Origin of the sequence: Capnocytophaga sp. oral taxon 324 str. F0483 (assembly GCF_000318315.2) — a bacterium.
GTDB classification, from domain to species: domain Bacteria; phylum Bacteroidota; class Bacteroidia; order Flavobacteriales; family Flavobacteriaceae; genus Capnocytophaga; species Capnocytophaga ochracea.
Map to the genome: position 1 here is coordinate 33,335 of NZ_KB291518.1, position 17,477 is coordinate 50,811.

12 protein-coding genes and 1 pseudogene are annotated in these 17,477 nt (G+C 40.8%); 8 read left to right on the forward strand and 5 right to left on the reverse strand.

The genetic code is table 11. The features are described 5' to 3' along the window. The first annotated feature begins 278 nt into the window (after nucleotides 1-278). From HMPREF9072_RS05275 to HMPREF9072_RS05295, 5 genes are all read left to right on the forward strand, one after another. A complete protein-coding gene (locus HMPREF9072_RS05275) occupies nucleotides 279-776 on the forward strand; it encodes a Fur family transcriptional regulator (protein ID WP_002673241.1) in 498 nt (165 codons plus the stop codon). Between the two features lie 11 nt (nucleotides 777-787). Continuing rightward, nucleotides 788-2,059 carry an adenylosuccinate synthase gene (locus HMPREF9072_RS05280; RefSeq protein WP_009410889.1) on the forward strand — a complete coding sequence of 424 codons (1,272 nt, stop codon included), beginning with the start codon at nucleotides 788-790 and terminating at the stop codon, nucleotides 2,057-2,059. 271 nt (nucleotides 2,060-2,330) lie between these two features. Next, on the forward strand, nucleotides 2,331-3,257 hold the full coding sequence (locus HMPREF9072_RS05285) for a Dyp-type peroxidase (RefSeq protein WP_009410890.1): 927 nt from the start codon (nucleotides 2,331-2,333) through the stop codon (nucleotides 3,255-3,257). A 3-nt stretch (nucleotides 3,258-3,260) separates the two neighbouring features. Further along, the gene (locus tag HMPREF9072_RS05290; RefSeq protein ID WP_009410891.1) at nucleotides 3,261-5,339 is read left to right on the forward strand and encodes an outer membrane beta-barrel protein; all 2,079 of its coding nucleotides are present in this window, start codon (nucleotides 3,261-3,263) and stop codon (nucleotides 5,337-5,339) included. 15 nt (nucleotides 5,340-5,354) lie between these two features. After that, the gene (locus HMPREF9072_RS05295) at nucleotides 5,355-8,534 is read left to right on the forward strand and encodes an exodeoxyribonuclease V subunit beta (protein ID WP_009410892.1); all 3,180 of its coding nucleotides are present in this window, start codon (nucleotides 5,355-5,357) and stop codon (nucleotides 8,532-8,534) included. Here the strand turns inward: HMPREF9072_RS05295 and HMPREF9072_RS05300 are convergent. Then, nucleotides 8,531-9,253, reverse strand: coding sequence for an AAA family ATPase (locus tag HMPREF9072_RS05300; RefSeq protein ID WP_009410893.1), 723 nt, complete (start codon nucleotides 9,251-9,253; stop codon nucleotides 8,531-8,533). The two genes, HMPREF9072_RS05295 and HMPREF9072_RS05300, sit on opposite strands and share 4 nt — an antisense overlap. Before the next feature lie 131 nt (nucleotides 9,254-9,384). Between HMPREF9072_RS05300 and HMPREF9072_RS05305 the strand changes: the two genes are divergently transcribed. Both HMPREF9072_RS05305 and HMPREF9072_RS05310 read left to right on the forward strand, forming a co-directional pair. Continuing rightward, complete coding sequence (locus HMPREF9072_RS05305) at nucleotides 9,385-10,431, forward strand: hypothetical protein (protein WP_009410894.1); 1,047 nt, start codon at nucleotides 9,385-9,387, stop codon at nucleotides 10,429-10,431. Further along, nucleotides 10,428-11,096: a hypothetical protein gene (locus HMPREF9072_RS05310; RefSeq protein WP_009410895.1), complete on the forward strand. Its 669-nt coding sequence runs from the start codon at nucleotides 10,428-10,430 to the stop codon at nucleotides 11,094-11,096. The genes HMPREF9072_RS05305 and HMPREF9072_RS05310 overlap by 4 nt, the downstream gene beginning before the upstream one ends. Nucleotides 11,097-11,102: 6 nt before the next feature. Here HMPREF9072_RS05310 and HMPREF9072_RS05315 read toward each other — a convergent pair whose 3' ends face one another. Both HMPREF9072_RS05315 and HMPREF9072_RS05320 read right to left on the reverse strand, forming a co-directional pair. Next, complete coding sequence (locus HMPREF9072_RS05315; RefSeq protein WP_009410896.1) at nucleotides 11,103-12,188, reverse strand: AAA family ATPase; 1,086 nt, start codon at nucleotides 12,186-12,188, stop codon at nucleotides 11,103-11,105. Nucleotides 12,189-12,301: 113 nt separating this feature from the next. Further along, nucleotides 12,302-13,726 carry a Gfo/Idh/MocA family protein gene (locus tag HMPREF9072_RS05320; protein WP_009410897.1) on the reverse strand — a complete coding sequence of 475 codons (1,425 nt, stop codon included), beginning with the start codon at nucleotides 13,724-13,726 and terminating at the stop codon, nucleotides 12,302-12,304. Nucleotides 13,727-14,077: 351 nt separating this feature from the next. Here HMPREF9072_RS05320 and HMPREF9072_RS05325 point away from each other — a divergent pair. After that, a pseudogene (locus HMPREF9072_RS05325) lies at nucleotides 14,078-16,324 on the forward strand (helix-turn-helix domain-containing protein); the annotation flags it as partial. Between the two features lie 47 nt (nucleotides 16,325-16,371). On the opposite strand, the gene HMPREF9072_RS05330 reads toward HMPREF9072_RS05325, so the two are convergent. Next, complete coding sequence (locus HMPREF9072_RS05330; protein ID WP_009410900.1) at nucleotides 16,372-16,878, reverse strand: outer membrane beta-barrel protein; 507 nt, start codon at nucleotides 16,876-16,878, stop codon at nucleotides 16,372-16,374. A gap of 117 nt (nucleotides 16,879-16,995) precedes the next feature. Further along, nucleotides 16,996-17,475 carry a biopolymer transporter ExbD gene (locus HMPREF9072_RS05335; RefSeq protein ID WP_002673265.1) on the reverse strand — a complete coding sequence of 160 codons (480 nt, stop codon included), beginning with the start codon at nucleotides 17,473-17,475 and terminating at the stop codon, nucleotides 16,996-16,998. Nucleotides 17,476-17,477 lie beyond the last annotated feature (2 nt).

The following is a 17,477-nucleotide window of genomic DNA, read 5'->3' on the forward strand; positions in this document are numbered from 1 at the left end:
GGCGAAAGAAAGAGGAAGAGGCACTAGGTCTTAGTCCATAGGCACTAGGGGGGAGTGTGAAGGAAAATCAAAAGAAACCTCCCCTCTATCACATACTCCGCTCTCGCAGGGCACATACCTAGCTGTCGCTGGCTACCTTCAAAGGGGGAGTTGATGCAATGCTAAAAGGGCGAATGTAGCGAGGCTGAGGTGTGTTTGCTTTGAAAAATAATAGTAGTGTTTTGTTTTCTGAAAAATAAATAGTACTTTTGCCCTTTATTGAAAAACATATTTAATATATGAAAAATATAGCTGAGAAAGATAAAAAAAACACCTCCGAAGAGAACTTGGAGATTGTAAAAAAGGTGCTTACCAAATATTTGGAAGACAACGGACACCGTAAGACCCCTGAACGCTATGCGATTGTGAAGGAGATTTACGAATACAACGACCATTTTGACATAGAGACGCTCTATGAAAATATGAAAAAGAAAAAGTATCGGGTGAGTAGAGCGACCCTCTACAACACGATTGAGCTCTTGCTGGAATGTGGTTTGGTGCGCAAACATCAGTTTGGACAAAACCAAGCGTATTACGAGAAATCGTATTTTGACCGTCAGCACGACCACGTAATCCTTACCGATACGGGTGAGATTGTGGAGTTTTGCGACCCTCGTATTCAAGCAATACAGAAAACCATAGAAGAAGTTTTTAACATTAATATTAGCAATCACTCTCTTTATTTTTACGGTACACGCAAAGCAGATGCCCCCAAAGAAGAGAGAGCAACTAAATAAAAGAAACAAAAATGGCAGTAGATTTATTATTAGGTCTTCAGTGGGGAGACGAAGGAAAAGGGAAAATAGTAGATGTCCTTACGCAAAACTACGACATTATCGCACGCTTTCAAGGAGGCCCTAACGCAGGGCATACTCTTGAATTTAACGGTATTAAACACGTGTTACACACTATTCCGTCGGGAATCTTCCACAAAGGTGCTGTAAATATCATCGGTAATGGGGTGGTGATAGACCCTATCATTTTCAAAAAAGAAATAGAGGCACTCGCTCCTTACGAGGTAAATTTGAAACAGAATTTGCTTATCTCTCGCAAAGCACACCTTATCTTGCCTACCCACCGCCTCTTAGATGCTGCTTCGGAAGCTTCCAAAGGTAAAGCTAAAATAGGTTCTACTCTTAAAGGTATAGGGCCTACTTATATGGATAAGACAGGTCGTAACGGCTTGCGCGTGGGCGATATAGAGCTCAGTGACTTTAACGAGCGTTACCGTAACCTCACCGATAAACACGAAGAAATGCTCACTAACTACAAGGTAGATATTCAGTATAACCTACAAGAGTTGGAAGCCGAGTTTTTTGAAGCGATAAAAGTGCTGAAAGAGTTTCAGCTTATCGACAGTGAAGAATACCTATACCAAGCCCTCAAAAAGGGTAAAAAAATACTTGCCGAAGGAGCACAAGGTTCTATGTTGGACATTGATTTTGGCACCTATCCGTTTGTTACCTCGTCGAACACAACGGCTGCCGGAGCTTGTACGGGCTTAGGTGTAGCCCCTCGCAGTATTGGTGAGGTAATAGGTATCTTTAAGGCTTATACAACCCGTGTGGGCAGTGGACCTTTCCCTACCGAACTGTTCGACGAAGTGGGCGAAACAATGACCCAAGTAGGTCGCGAATTTGGAGCCACTACCGGTAGGCGTCGCCGTTGTGGTTGGCTTGATTTGGTAGCCCTTAAATACGCTGTACAGGTAAACGGAGTTACCGAACTTACAATGATGAAAGCCGATGTGCTCAGCGGTTTTGAGACTTTAAAAGTATGTACGTCATATCTTTATAAAGGAAAAGAAATCAAGCACTTGCCTTACAATATAGAAGAACAGAACGTAACGCCCATATATACAGAACTCAAAGGCTGGCAACAAGACCTTACCAAACTCACCAATTACCAGCAACTACCCAAAGAACTTTTGGATTATATCAGTTTCTTAGAGAAAGAACTCGAAGTGCCCATCAAAGTAGTATCGGTGGGGCCTGATAGAACTCAAACGATTATTCGGTAGAACATCAGTGAATTTAGGAAGTTATAAAATGAATGAACTATGAACATCATAGTACACAACCTTTACATACCGAAGAGCAATTATTAGTAGAAGAATGACTCAAGGAAAAACTGATTTCTTTTGACAGAAGAAAAACTTATTTCACAAGAGGGTAATTAGCTTCCACAGAAAGAGGTATTGAGCAAGCTAATAACGGATTGTTGAGACCTTATACTGAAGTTAAGAAAAGAGCACGTGAAATATCCCTAAAAAATTAAAAATACTTAATATAATGAATTATCAGAATGTAACAGACTTGCCTAATAACAATACCATATTTTTGGTATGGGCATTTAAAAAAGATATAGACAAGACATTGCTTAATAATACTTTTGCAAAAGTATGTGGTTTGGTAGGAAACCTCAACAACTCGGTAGCCGACCGCTTTCCCGAAGGTCGTGCCAGTGTAACCATAGGCATTAGCCATAGGGCGTGGCTTACTTTAGGGTTACCCAAACCGCTCCCCAAAGAACTCAAAGATTTTGAGCCCATCAGAGGTAGTAAACACACTGCTGTATCCACCGAAGGCGACTTACACTTTCATATCCGCGCACACAACCCCAGCTTGGCTTACGATATGGCAGCTGCCATTAGCGAGGTAATGCAACCCATCGCCAATGGTATTGTAAACGTACAAGGGTTTAGGTATTGGGACGGGCGCGCTATCATTGGTTTTGTAGACGGTACCGAAAACCCGCGTGGCGCAGAACGCGAACAGTTTGCGGTAGTGGGTGATGAAGACCCCGATTACCAAGGAGGAAGTTATCTATTCGTACAAAAATACGTACACGATATGAACGCTTGGCGTGCGCTCCCCGTTAGCGAACAAGAAAAAGTAATAGGGCGTAGCAAAGAAATGGACATAGAAATGGACGAGGATACCAAGCCTACCAATGCGCACTCGGCACTTGCCAATGTAGGCGATGATTTGAAAGTAGTGAGAGACAATATGCCTTTCCACGACCCCGTAAGTCACCAAATGGGCACTTACTTCATCTGCTATGCTAATACGTTTAGTACAGTAGAAAAGATGCTTACCAATATGTTTATAGGCAATCCTGCTGGCAATTACGACCGCCTATTAGATTTCAGCACTGCCGAAACAGGAACACTTTTCTTTGTACCATCTTTGGATATGTTAGATGAATTTGCAGGATAAAATATGAAACTCCTTTTAACCAGCTTACTATTAGTTTATTTTATGACCACTACAGCGCAAGAAGTAGTGCCTGAAACACCTTTGGATACGATTGTGCTCAATGAGGTAATTGTAAAAGCACAGCGCAAAACACAATATACCGATAAGGCGAGCTTTACCTTTGAGAAGAAAGCTGTGGAACAAGCACGCTATGCCAAAGACCTCTTGCGCAGTTTGCCCAACCTGCACCTCAATCCTGTAACCAACCAAATTACTACCCTTAAAAGGGGTACGCTCTTGGTATTAGTAAACGGTGTAGAGGCAACCGACCTACAAATACGCGGTATCGCTCCTCAAAACGTGGCACGCATAGACTATTACGATATTCCGCCTGCACGCTGGAGCAATAGAGCTGACACAGTGGTGGACATCATCACACGTTCGGCTGAAGAGGGGTATTCGGTAGGGGTAGATGGGCTTTCGGCATTTACTACGGGTTTTGTAGATGCTTCGGCTTATGGTAACTACACCAAAGGCAAACATACGTTGGGAGTGGAATACAAATTGGAGTTTCGCGATTACAACGACAGACATTATGAAAAACATTCCGATTACGAACTATCGGGTGTGCGTTATGCAAACGACCAACAGTCAAAATCGGGGTTTAGCTATAATGCGCACAACGCTTCGGTGCGTTATAGCGCAGTAGTACCACAAAACTATAGTTTCCAAGCTAAAGCCGGAATGGAACTTTTGAATCGCTCTGCACATAGCAATGGCATAAACCTATTTACACAAGGTACAACCATTAGCCATCACACATTATCAGGTAAAAGTCACGACCACTGGTTGCGCCCCAAAGTAGACCTATACTTCTCTAAAAAATTAGGCAAACGAGATGGATTGAGCGTGAACGCCGTGGGGAGTTATTACAACACTACCAAAGAGAACCTCTCAAAGGAATGGGAGACCGCAACCCAGCAGAATGTGTACGACGATGATATGGATTTGAAAGTAAAACAACGCGGTTGGGTAGGTGAAGTAGCACATACTCATCAGTTTACTATAGGCAAACTCAATTCGGGCTACCGTATTAGCAGTACTTTTATCGACAACGACTTACGTAACTTGGCAGGTACTTCGGCTTACGATGTTACCTATACCAATCAGTATTTGTACACCGAGTTTGTAGGCAAAAAGGCTAATTTTATGTACAGAGCCAGTGCTGGGCTTACCCAAACCCACAACCGTAGTGCCGAAAACACTTTTACCGAATGGGTATTTACCCCAAAAGTAGTGTTGGGTTATGAACTCGCTAATAACCAGAGTTTGCGCCTCACAAGTTACTATGTACCCCGCAGTCCGCGTAGTGCAGAACTCAGTAGCAATATAGCACAACAAGCGCCGAACATCTTGGAGACAGGAAATCCTTACCTAAAATCACAACATATATTTTGGACTGGACTCTCTTATACTTTCAACAATGAGTACACCGATTTTAACCTTCAACCCTTCTACAAAAACACCCAACGAGTAATTACTGATATTTATATCAAAGACCCCGTACGCAATGGAATACTCAGCACTTATGAAAACAGTAAATATCACGAGGAGTTTGGTTTTTCATTAGATGGTACTTTTAAACCATTAAGGAATGATTTATTTGTATTTTCAGCTAATATAGCCCCTACACGTGAGACTTTGGTTACTGATGCTGGACTACGCGCTCGCAATGATTATATCGACAACAACCTATCACTTACTTTTACCTATAAAGATTTGAGGATAGATTACAGTTTCAACTTTCCTATTTATTACATAGACGGCAACACTATGAGCACTTATGAAAATAACAATGATATTTTTATAGAATACCAGTTAGGTAGTTGGACACTTAAAGGTGGTGTGTTTTGGTTAGGAATGCCTTCGGAATACAGGATGAAGAGCAGTTACGAAGGTTTGGTAAACCAACATAGTTATACCTACATAGAAAACAACCGGAATATGTTTGTATTAGGGATTAGCTACGATTTTTCGAAAGGAAAGAACAATTCGGTAGACAAGAAGCTCAACAACGATACCGCTCCTGCAGCGCAATTTTAAGGTAAGAGGTAAAAAATGAATACACCTTCAGCAAATTATACTATATACAACGCTTCGGCAGGGTCTGGAAAGACCTACAGTCTGGTGAAAGCCTATCTGAGAATTATTCTCGGCAGTAAGCAACCCGATTTGTTTAGGCAGTTACTTGCTATTACCTTTACCAATAAGGCGGTTTTTGAAATGAAGAACCGCATCATAGAGTTATTGGGGGTATTCAGTGAGGACAAAATGCTCACTAAACCTCACACTATGTTTACTGAATTAGCAAAGGAATTGAATCTCCCCGACGAAGAACTGAGAACGCGTTCGGCTAAGGTTTTGGAGCATATACTGCACAATTACGCGGCCTTTAATATCAGTACTATCGATGGGTTCAATCACCAACTGATACGCCACTTTTCACAGGATTTGCATCTCAATCCTTTCTTTGAAGTACAGTTGGACAGCAAGGCTTTACTAGAGCGAGCGGTTGATAATTTGATGAATCAGGCAGGAAACGACCCCGAGCTTACCCAATTGCTCATCGATTTTGCCAATGAAAAGATAGATGACGACAAGAGTTGGGATACTACTAAAGAATTATTAGGCGTAGCTGAAATGCTTACCAATGAGAACCATTACGAGCAATTACAATCACTGAAAGACAAGGAAATACCTGATTTTCTAACCCTTAAAAATACCTTACTCAAACAACGCAACAATGCCCTGAAAAGCATTAAAACTTCTGCCCAAGACTTTATGCAACTGATGTGTGAGCACGGTTTGGATAAAGGCGCTTTTAATGGAGGACATTTATACAAATTCTTCGATAACCTCACTGCCGACAACTCTAAGGAGCCTTCGTGGGGCAGTGGTTGGCAAAACAATCTATTAGAAGGCGAACCTCTTTATTCTGGTTCAGCGGCTAAGAAGTACGACACTGCCCTGATAGACAGTTTGCAAGAGATGATTGCCAACTTGTTTTTGGCAATCAAAAAAGCTTTTGGTGCTCTTGCCTTTGCGAACAACGCGCTGAGATATGTTGTGCCTTTGGCTTTGCTCAACCGCATACAAAAAGAAATAGAGACCATTAAAGAAGAAGAAAACATCTTGCCTATATGGGAGTTCAACGGAGTGATTTCCTCAGAGCTCAGCAACCAGCCTGCACCTTTTATCTACGAACGTATCGGAGAGAAATTCCGCCACTATTTTATCGATGAGTTTCAAGACACCTCAGTACTGCAATGGCAGAACTTTATACCGCTTATCCTCAATGCAGTACAAAGTGAAGTGAACAATAAGTGCGGGTCGGTATTACTTGTAGGCGATGGCAAACAATCGATTTATCGTTGGCGAGGAGGAAAAGCGGAACAGTTTATGAGTTTGTATAACAATGAAGTAAACCCTTTCCGCATCAAAGGAGAAGTGAAAGACCTCAATGAAAACTTTCGCAGTTTAGAAGCCATTATTGATTTTAACAACCATTTTTTTAAGTTTGCTGGAGACCTTTTCCAAAGTGAGACCTACAAAGAACTTTACAAAAACTCTACACAGGAATATCCCAAAAACAAAAAAGACCAATCCCTACCTGAAGGCTATTTCAATCTTTCGTTTATAGAAGTTGGAGAAGAAGTGCCTACAGAAGAAGACAATAGCAATGTTGTAGCACTTTCACCGCGCGAACGGAGTTATTGTGAAGCGATTTTAGAGAAAATAGAACACGCTAACCGAGCAGGGGCAGCCGATAAGGATATTACTATATTGGTGCGCACCAACCGCGAAGGAGCTGCTGTAGCCTCTTTCCTTTCAAAACAGCAAAGAAATGTAATTTCACCTGATTCACTATTACTGAAAAATGTCGCATCGGTACAGTTTCTCGTCACCCTATTACGTCTGCTTTATCACCCTGAAAGTGAAGAACTCAAACTGCAATTGCTCTTTGATTATCTGCGTTTTAAAGAAACTAAAGACCCTCACCTATTCCTCAGCAAATATGTAGAGGAACCCGTAAATACTTTCCTTGCCGATTTTCACTTCTCTATAGAGCTGTTCAACCAATATTCTTTATACGAAGGAGTAGCTTTGGCGGTGAATTGTTTTGACCTTGCCCGTCCTTCCGATGCTTATCTCACTCACTTTATGGATATTGTATTCGATTTTAAGAATGCGCGCAAAGGAGGCTTAGCCAATTTTCTAGAGTTCTGGGACGACCAGCAAGAAAAACTGAGTATCAGTTCACCCGAAGGGTTGAATGCTATTACTGTAATGACGGTTCACAAGAGCAAAGGACTTTCTGCCCCCGTGATTATCTACGCTTTCGCCGATAGCAAACTCATCGATACACATACTGAAAAACTTTGGTTTCCCGTAGACCACGAGCAGTTTAACGGTTTTGACTATCTGCTGGTAAACAGCAATAAAAGCTTAGTGAATTACGACGCACAAGCCGAAGAGCTTATGATGCAACTACACGAACAAAATCTCCTCGGCCAGCTAAATGTGTTATATGTAGCGATGACGCGTCCCGAATCATTTCTCTATGTAATCACCTCACTCTCCAAAAGCAGTGCCGAGACTTATGGCACACTCTTTAAAGAGTTTTTAGAAGAAAACGGGCAGTGGAATAGCGATGTAGTGGAATATACCTTTGGAAGTGCTGTATTTCCTAAGAAGAAAGAGAAAGAAGCTACAGAAGAATCACCTATTCCTTTCCAAAAAGGTTGGCAGTATCCGAACTACAAGATTGCGACAGGGGCTTCCCTGCTATGGGACACTCATCAACAAGAAGCCTTGGAGCGCGGCAACCTCATTCACGAGTTATTCTCGAAAATCACTTACGCTACCGACCTCGACACTGTACTCAACGATGCACTACAAGAGGGTACACTCACTGCCGAACAATACGAGTTATTGCAACCTCAAATGGCACGATTGCTTAGCGACAGCTCTTTAGCACCTTTCTTTAGCAAGGACTACGAATATTTTACCGAACGCGAGTTTATAGACACTAACGGCAACTATTTCCGTCCTGACCGACTTGCCTACAACCCAAGTACTCGCGAAGTCTATATCATAGATTACAAAACCGGACAACCCAACGACCAATACCGTACCCAACTACAGCATTACCAACAAAACATGACAGCCATAGGCTGGCAAGTAAAAGGAAAATATTTAGTGTATTTGGATTTAGGAGAAGTGGTAAAGATTCTCTAATCCTCTCTAAAATACGCCTTAGGATTGTTCAAAAAAGTTTTAGTAATGATATAATGTTCTACTTCTTGTAAAGGGGTAGCTTGCATTCCATTTTTGGTAACTTCATAGATTAGTGCATCAGGCATTGCCATTAGGATTGGAGAATGGGTAGCGATGATAAACTGTGAACGCTCTTTCTTTAGGTGTTCGCGTATGAGGTAGATGAGTGATAATTGGTGTAAGGGCGAAAGGGCACTTTCAGGCTCATCAAAAATATAGATTCCTTGTCGTTTCACACGTTGGGTAATGATATGCAAAAAGGCTTCTCCGTGAGAAAAAGATGCTAAATTTTGTCCGTAGTTGAACATCATATTCTGATAGGTAGGATTCTGACTTTTGAACGAATCAAAAATATTACCTTTGATCACATAATCGCCAAAGTCCTCTGAACGAAAGAAAAAACCACGACCATCACGTATCATATCGAGTTCTAAATCTTCTGCGAGCTCAGCAATAGGCTCAAACGATTCTTCTTGAAAGCCTAACGTATTGTTAATACGAGCCAAGCGGAGTTTGTAGGCAATAGCTTCAATAAGGGACGATTTACCCACCCCATTATCACCTACAATGAAAGTTACGGGCTGATCAAGATTGATATGTTTAGCATAGCGCACAGCTTCAGTATTATAAGGAAATCCTTGCACTCTATCAGTGGTAATATTTAAGGAACGGATATACATAAGTAATTAGAAAATGAGAAAATTATTAAATATGTGATGCGACAAAGATACAACATTTTGAAAAATAAACATATCCTTTCTTTGTTATTCCAACCAAAAACATTATCTTTGCCTTTGTTTATCACTGATGTATGAAACATATTGCTATTATTTTTATATTGCTTTGCCTTGGGGCGTGTAAGCACTCTAATCCTTATAGGGACACTACTATCGAATTGGTAGAGGTAAAGTCTTTTCCGTTGGAGAAGATAAGCGTGCGAGCAATGGTGCTCTTAGAGAAAAACGTGGCTTTTGCAGGCTCCGATGCTACCTTTGGTTTTATCAACACTCAAAACCAAACCATTGCGACTTCTAACTTGAAGAATCGCGGGGTGATTTCGGATTTCCGCGCGGTGGCAGCAACGACTCAGAACTTTTTTATGCTCTCTATCGGCAACCCTGCATTGCTCTACAAAGCAGAACAAAGTGGTATGGAAGAAGTGTATCGAGAGGAACACCCCGATGTATTTTACGATGTATTGCGCTTTACGGACGACCAATTTGGCATCGCTATAGGCGACCCTATCGATAATCGCCTATCGGTAGTAACAACGCTCAATGGCGGACAACAATGGACGAAACTCACGTGGTCACAATCGCCAAAACTCGAAGAGGGTGAAAGTGTATTCGCTGCTAGCAATTCGGCTTTGGCGCACTATGACAACAAACTATGGGTAGTAACAGGCGGAAGTAAGAGCAGGGTGTTATTCTCGGACAACAAGGGCTATAAATGGCAAGACCTCGCTACCCTACCTCTTGCCCAAGGTTCAGCTACTCAAGGGGCTTTCACCATAGCTTTCTACAAGGACCAGCAGGGTATTGTTCTCGGTGGCGATTATGAACAACCTACAGAGCGCAAAGGCTCTGGCGCACTCACTTTTGATGGGGGTAAAACTTGGCAGCCTATCGCGACCGACAAGGCTATTGGCTATGCCAGTTGTGTGCAATACATTCCTAATAGTGAGGGAAATGCTTTGGTAGCAACTTCGCCTAATGGTCTTTTCTTCTCTAACGACCAAGGTAGGAGCTGGCAACAACTTTCAGATAAAATCTATCACGCGCTACTCTTTGTAGATGAGCAAACTATGGTTGCTTCGGGCAATGAGAAAATCACCCTTTTTAGAGTTGTAAAGAAATGATGATAAGTGAGGTAACGGCTTTACGCAAAGCAGGTGACTTAGAAGAGGCGTTGCGCATCGCTCTTGAGGAATTTAAGGAAAACGATAGCAGTATCAACAAATATTCGTTGGGCTGGGTGTATTACGATTTTTGCAAGAGGGCAGTAGTCGAAAACGACTTAGACACTTTTCTGCAATATGTGCAAGCACTCAAAGACCTGCGTTTTAGCATTGAAGAAGTGCTCATCACCGACCAACTGCTTTGGCAATACGTGAAGTTCTTCGCACAGTTGCGCAAAACAGGAAAAATGGAACTTATTGATGTACTGTACGAGAGTTTGAAAGGTATGTATTTCACGATGCCTTCTGAAGCGTTTTCTGCCTTAGCAGAGCAGTTGCACAAAGCTTATAAAGACCGTGATGAATATTTAGAAGTAATTACTGATGTAATGCCTTTTCTGCGCGCTGAGGATTTCGCACCTAAGTCATACCAAGGTATACTTATAATGCCTTTGGCAGAGCAAATCTATATCGCTTATAGCAAACGTATATTAGAAAGTGGCGACAAAGAGATTATCGCCACCTTTATACCTATCTTGCATCAGTGGATTCAAGCGCACCCTGAATACAATTCGCTTATTTATTACTATGTGGAAATGTGCAATTTTGCCAATTTACCAATGTGATAATTATCAATTGTTCATTGCTGAACATTGGTTATAAAGTTCACGCCACGATGCTCCGCGTTTCCTCATTACATTTTCGAGGTATTCCTTCCACACCATTTTATCTTTGTCTTCATCTTTTACCACAGCTCCTTGCAATCCTGATGCTAAATCTTCATCGGTAACAGTACCGTTGCCAAAACTACCTGCTAATGCCATACTATTGGTAATAAGCGAAATAGCTTCGGCGGTAGAAATAACTCCGCTAGGCGATTTGAGTTTCTGTTTTTCGTCTAAAGTAGCTCCTTTGCGCAATTCGCGGAAAATAGTTACAATCTTCTCTATAGCTTCATTGCTTGGCAAGGCAGCTTTCAGTTTGTAGTTGTTAGAAATCTCGGCTACGCGCTTGGTTACGATAGACACTTCAGTTTCTAAAGTAGCAGGGGCAGGTAGCACGATGATGTTGAAACGTCTCTTGAGTGCTGAGGACATCTCGTTTACACCACGATCGCGGGTATTAGCTGTGGCAATAATAGAGAAACCGCGCTGAGCAAGTAATTCTTCACTGAGTTCTGGAATGGCAATATTCTTCTCCGATAGAATAGAAATCAGTGCGTCTTGCACTTCGGAGGCACAACGTGAAATCTCCTCAAAACGAGCGACAGTCCCTGTTTCCATCGCGCGATAAATAGGTGATTTAAGTAAGGCTTCGTGCGATGGCCCGTTAGCCAAGAGCATTGCGTAGTTCCACGAATAGCGAATGTGTTCTTCGCTGGTGCCCGCAGTACCTTGAATCACTTTGCCCGAATCACCACAAATAGCAGCTGTAAGGTTTTCGGAAAGCCACGACTTGGCGGTTCCTGGCTCGCCTATAAGCAGTAGAGAGCGGTCGGTAAGGAGTGTAGCAATAGCGATTTCCACCAAGCGGTTATGACCGATGTACTTAGGGGTAATCTCTACCCCACTAGCAGTACCTCCAGTTACAAATTTCAGCACAGCTTTAGGCGACAATTGCCAGCCTATGGGCTTTTCTTGTTTTTTATCCTCTTCTTTTAGAGCTTCTAATTCTTTTGCATATAGTTGTTCCGCAGGAAGACGTAATACGTTTGACATAAGTTATATAATCCTCCCTCGCCCCCTCCCAAGGAAGAGAGAATGCAATATAAATAGTTAGAAAATATATTATCCTACCCCCTCCCCTTGGGGGAGGGAAAGGGGTGGGGATTCTAATTAGCAAATGCGTGTTTGTAACCTTTTTGTTTATTCCAAGCTCCGCGAGTAAAATCAGGTATTTCTACAGGAGCACTGCCGTTTTCTAATGATAGTTTAGAAAGAGGTGCTAAGCAACACCATTCAGCAAGGTCATACACGTCCATATCCAAAGGTAAACCATTGCGCAAACAGTAGATGAGGCGATAGTCCATAATGAAATCCATACCTCCGTGACCGCCCACTTCTTTTGCTTTAGTTTCCAATTCTCTAAGAATACGTGGTTTGTATTTTTCCATCATTGCTTTTTTAGCCTCTTCGGGCATAAAGCTGTGTGCCGAAAGATTTTCGTGATTAGGCACTTCATCTTTTGCTATACTTTCTGGCTGAATAAGATAACCTTCAATCGGATATTTATTCGCAAATCCATTCGTTCCAGTAAGTTGATACATACGTGAATATGGACGTGGTGTTACCACATCGTGTTGTATTTGTATGGTTTTCCCTTTTTCAGTTTTAATCATTGTAACAGTAAGGTCACCGTTTTGGAAGTTAGGTTCTTCTTTGCCCATTACGCGTTTGTACACTTCTTTGCCTCTAAAAGCGTGCGTATCAAATGAAACCAAATAGTTCATCTTGTCTCCTCGGTGAATATTAAGCGCTTGGCATACAGGACCTATACCGTGCGTAGGGTATACATCTCCACGATTTTTAGCATTGTAGTCTAAACGCCAGTTGTTCCAATACTCAGTCCAAAAGTCGTCTAAGTTATGAATATAAGAGCCTTCGCCGTGAATCACTTCACCCAAGAGTCCTTGTTGTGCCATATTAAGAGTAGTAATTTCAAAGTAGTCATACACGCAGTTCTCAAGCATCATACAGTGTAAGCGTTTCTTCTCACTCATATTAATCAATGCCCAAATCTGTTCCATATCAAGAGCTGCGGGCACTTCTATCGCCACGTGTTTACCGTGTTCCATAGCATAAAGCGCCATTGGTACGTGGTGTTTCCAGTCAGTTACTATGTACACGAGGTCTACATCTTTGCGCTCACATAGCGCTTTCCAAGCATTTTCATCACCTGTGTACTGGGCTACACGCTTATGTCCTGCTTTTTCAATTACTTGTTGCGCTTTTTCTACCATTTCAGGACGTATATCGCAGATAGCTGTAACTTTCGCTCCGGGCACGTGCATATAACGTTCTACCGCACTATGTCCGCGCATTCCAAGACCAATGATTCCCACACGCACCGTATCCATTTTAGGAGTAGTAAGGTTTAGTACATCTGTTTGCCCAGCTGGACGAGGGGGGGTAGTTACTTTAATTTGATAAGAACTTCTACTCTTATTCTCATTAGAAGTAGCTTGATTGCAGTTACAAGCCACAAAGCCAAGACATACAGCAATGCCTATGGCTACTTGATAGATTTTTTTAATCATAGCTGTGAATATTTTTAAAGGTTGATTATTAATGTGACAAAAGTAGCAAAAAAAATTAATAGTAACAAAAGAAAAGTAAAAAAGATTTATTTATCCACTCCTTTACAATTACTTTTCAGTACCTTTTTTACAAAAAAACGTTCACTCTTAACCATTCACTTTCAACTATTTATATACCCTTTGTATACCAATCGTCCAAGATTCGTATAAGCTTCCTATAAGCTACCTATAAGCTAAACCTACCCTCCTTCCTACCAAAATTTGGCTGTGTAGTTCACACCTAATTTGTTAATTTGCTAATTAAAATAAGTTTCGTATCTTTGCGTTTTAAATGATAACAACCAAACAAATGGTATGGAAGAGTACATACTTACACTTGTAAATCAAACAAATAGAAATATTTTTCTCACAGGGAAAGCAGGAACAGGTAAAACTACTCTGCTACACAAAATCATCAATACTTGTTATAAAAATACGGTGGTAGTTGCCCCTACGGGTATTGCTGCTCTCAATGCTGGTGGCGTAACCATTCATTCGATGTTCCAACTCCCTTTTGCTTCTTTCTTACCAACACTGAGCAATCCCCCTATTGTGAATGAATTCTTGCGCTTTGAAAACCGATTTTCTTTGCGAAAACACTTCCAAATGCACAAAAATAAACAGCAGGTTATCCGCAATATGGAATTGCTAATTGTAGATGAAGTGAGTATGCTCCGTGCCGATGTGCTCGATGCTATGGACTATATGTTACAGTTTATCCGAAAAGACAAACGACCCTTCGGAGGCGTACAAGTGGTCTTTATCGGAGATTTGTTACAGTTGCCCCCCGTAGTAAAACAAGAGGAATGGGAAGTGCTCAAACATTATTATAAAGGAATGTATTTCTTTCAGTCCGAAGTCATAACTCAAAATCCTTTGCTATATGTAGAACTCGAAACCATTTACCGACAAACCGATAAGCTGTTTATCTCCATTTTAAATCACTTGCGTGAAAACCAACTTACCTCTGAGGATATCAAACAGTTAGAAAAGTATGTACAGCCAGATTTCCCTAAAAAACACCTAAAAGATTATATCACCCTCACCACTCACAACGCCAAAGCTGATGCAATGAACCAACGCGAAATGAGTAAGCTCACTTCTCCCCTATTCTCTTACGAGGCTGATATTGTTGATGATTTTCCCGAATACCTCTACCCTATCGAAAAAGTCATTCAGCTAAAAGAAGGCGCAAGAGTAATGTTCATCAAAAATGACATTTCAGGAGAACACCTGTTTTTCAACGGAAAGATGGGTACAGTGGTCTCTCTTTCCGAAGGTGAAATTACCGTGAAATTAGACGGTGGAAGGGTCATAAACGTCGAACGCTACGAATGGGAAAACGTGCGATATAAACTGAATGAAACAACCAAAGATATAGAAGAAGAGCGCCTGGGCTCGTTTACCCAATACCCATTGCGCTTGGCGTGGGCAATTACCATACACAAAAGTCAAGGGCTCACTTTCGAGAAAGCCATCTTAGATTTGGCAAGCGTATTTGCCTCAGGTCAAGCCTATGTAGCATTTTCGCGCCTGCGCTCGTTAGACGGCTTGATTTTGCTTTCCTCAGTAAGTGCTAATGGTATCAACAACAATGGTGAAGTGATAGGTTATGCCGAGAACAAAGCCTCCGAAAAAGAAGTACAAACCGCTTGTTATACAGGGAAAACCGATTTTTTGCAGGAGAATATTCTAAACACTTTCCAATGGAATACTCTTTTAGAAGAATGGGTGCTACACCGCAATAGTTATTCAGGTGAAATTGGCAATAAGAACCTATATAAAGATTGGGCATCACAGCAGTTGGTAAGAGTACAAGAACTTGTTACCGTCTCCGAGAAATTCATCAAGCAACTCAAAACACTTTTCAATAATGCAACCGATGTTCAGCATATTTTCGAACGCGTAGCCAAAGGTATCACTTATTTTACACCGCTCTTAAAACAATTGTGGTATGAAGTGCTATTAGTTGAAGGCAAAATAGCCAATCAGAAAAAAGTCAAACAATTTTTCACCGAACTAAAAGAGTTAGACAATAGCCTTTCCGAAACGCTAAAGAAGCTCTTCCGCTTAGAACAAATGATACAATTAGCACAATCCGACCAACCCTTTGATAAAGAAAAGATACATTCAGCCAAATTAGAAACTTTGTATACTGAACTCACCGGAAAAATTAATAATATTTTAAAGAACGAAAAACTCTTTATAAGCGAATATCCTCTCTCCAAAGATGATAAACCCAAGAAGGAAAAACGCTCTACTTATGATATTACACTTCAGCTTTGGAAAGAAGGTAAAACAGTAGCCGAAATAGCCAAAGAGCGTACACTATCACAGGCTACTATCTATTCTCACATAGCCAAATGCATAGAACAAGACAAAATTGCTATTACTGAGGTACTTCCTGAGAAAACTATCAATGAACTGAATACAATTTTCAAAGAAAACGAAGAACTTACTACCCTGAAAAGTCTTTATGAAAAGACAGAAGAAAGATACAGTTGGGACGAACTGCGTTTATTCAGAGCCTACTTACTAAAAGAAGCTAAAAAAGCATAATAAAAAAGAGACTTCTGAGGAAGTCCCTTTTTTCATTTTTTAAGTTATTAAAATCTATAAGTAACACCTGCTTTAAAACCTCCTGTTGCAAAAGAGTTGTGTTCTACAAACAACTCAGCATTCACACCGAAGTTTTCTGTAAAGAAGTAACGCCCCCCTGTTTGAAGACGCACTGCAAATCCTGAGTCATAATAAGGATCCCAATTGTCATATTTATAATCATTATTCCAATTGTAATATCCCAAACTTAAACCACCGTACAAATCTACGTTTGAAGGAAGTCTTCTTATAAGTTTATTGAAGTGGTAATTACTCGTAGCTAAAACACCTATATTATTGTATTTTACGCTATTGTAGTTTCTACCACGGTAAAATAACTCACCTCCTACAGTTATTTGGTCGTTAATCCCAACGTCCACTGAACCATATATCATAGCTCCTGGACCTGAAACACCAAGACCTCCATTAATTTGTACATCACCAGCCCCAAACGACTGTGCTGAAGCTACTCCTGCACTGAGGAGTAATCCAAAAAGTAAAACGATTTTTCTCATAAATAATTACTATTAACTTGTTTTAATAATGCAAAGGTAATATTTTTATTCATAATAACAAAAAAGACTACCCTAATTTTTAAGGTAGTCTTTTTAACACAGAAATATGTTTCTTATTTATTTTTGATTCAAAGGAGAACCTTCACGAGCGATATAAGTCAATTTCAATGCATTAACATCTTGTAATTTCTCACGAATATCACTCACTAATCCCATATTGGTATCAGCATCTACTTTCAAAGCGGTCATAAATACATCTTTTAGTGCATCGCGTAAACCTTCTCTATAATTCAATATATAGTGGCTTACCTCCGAAACATCAATGAATTTATCGTTCACTTGGATTTTAGCATTTACACCAAACTTAGCCTGATACTTAGGAAGTGGTTTCCCTGCATAAATGTAGACAACTGGGTCTTTCTTGTCCAATTTTTGTACCTGATCTGCCACTGGCAACTTATTTTGTACCATCAAATCACTATCTTTAGATTCTGTTACTGTCATAAAGAAGAACAAAAGCATAAAGATGATATCTGGCAAAGAAGCCGTAGAAACAGCGGGCGTTTCGCCACTTTTCTTTTTTGTAAATTTTGACATAT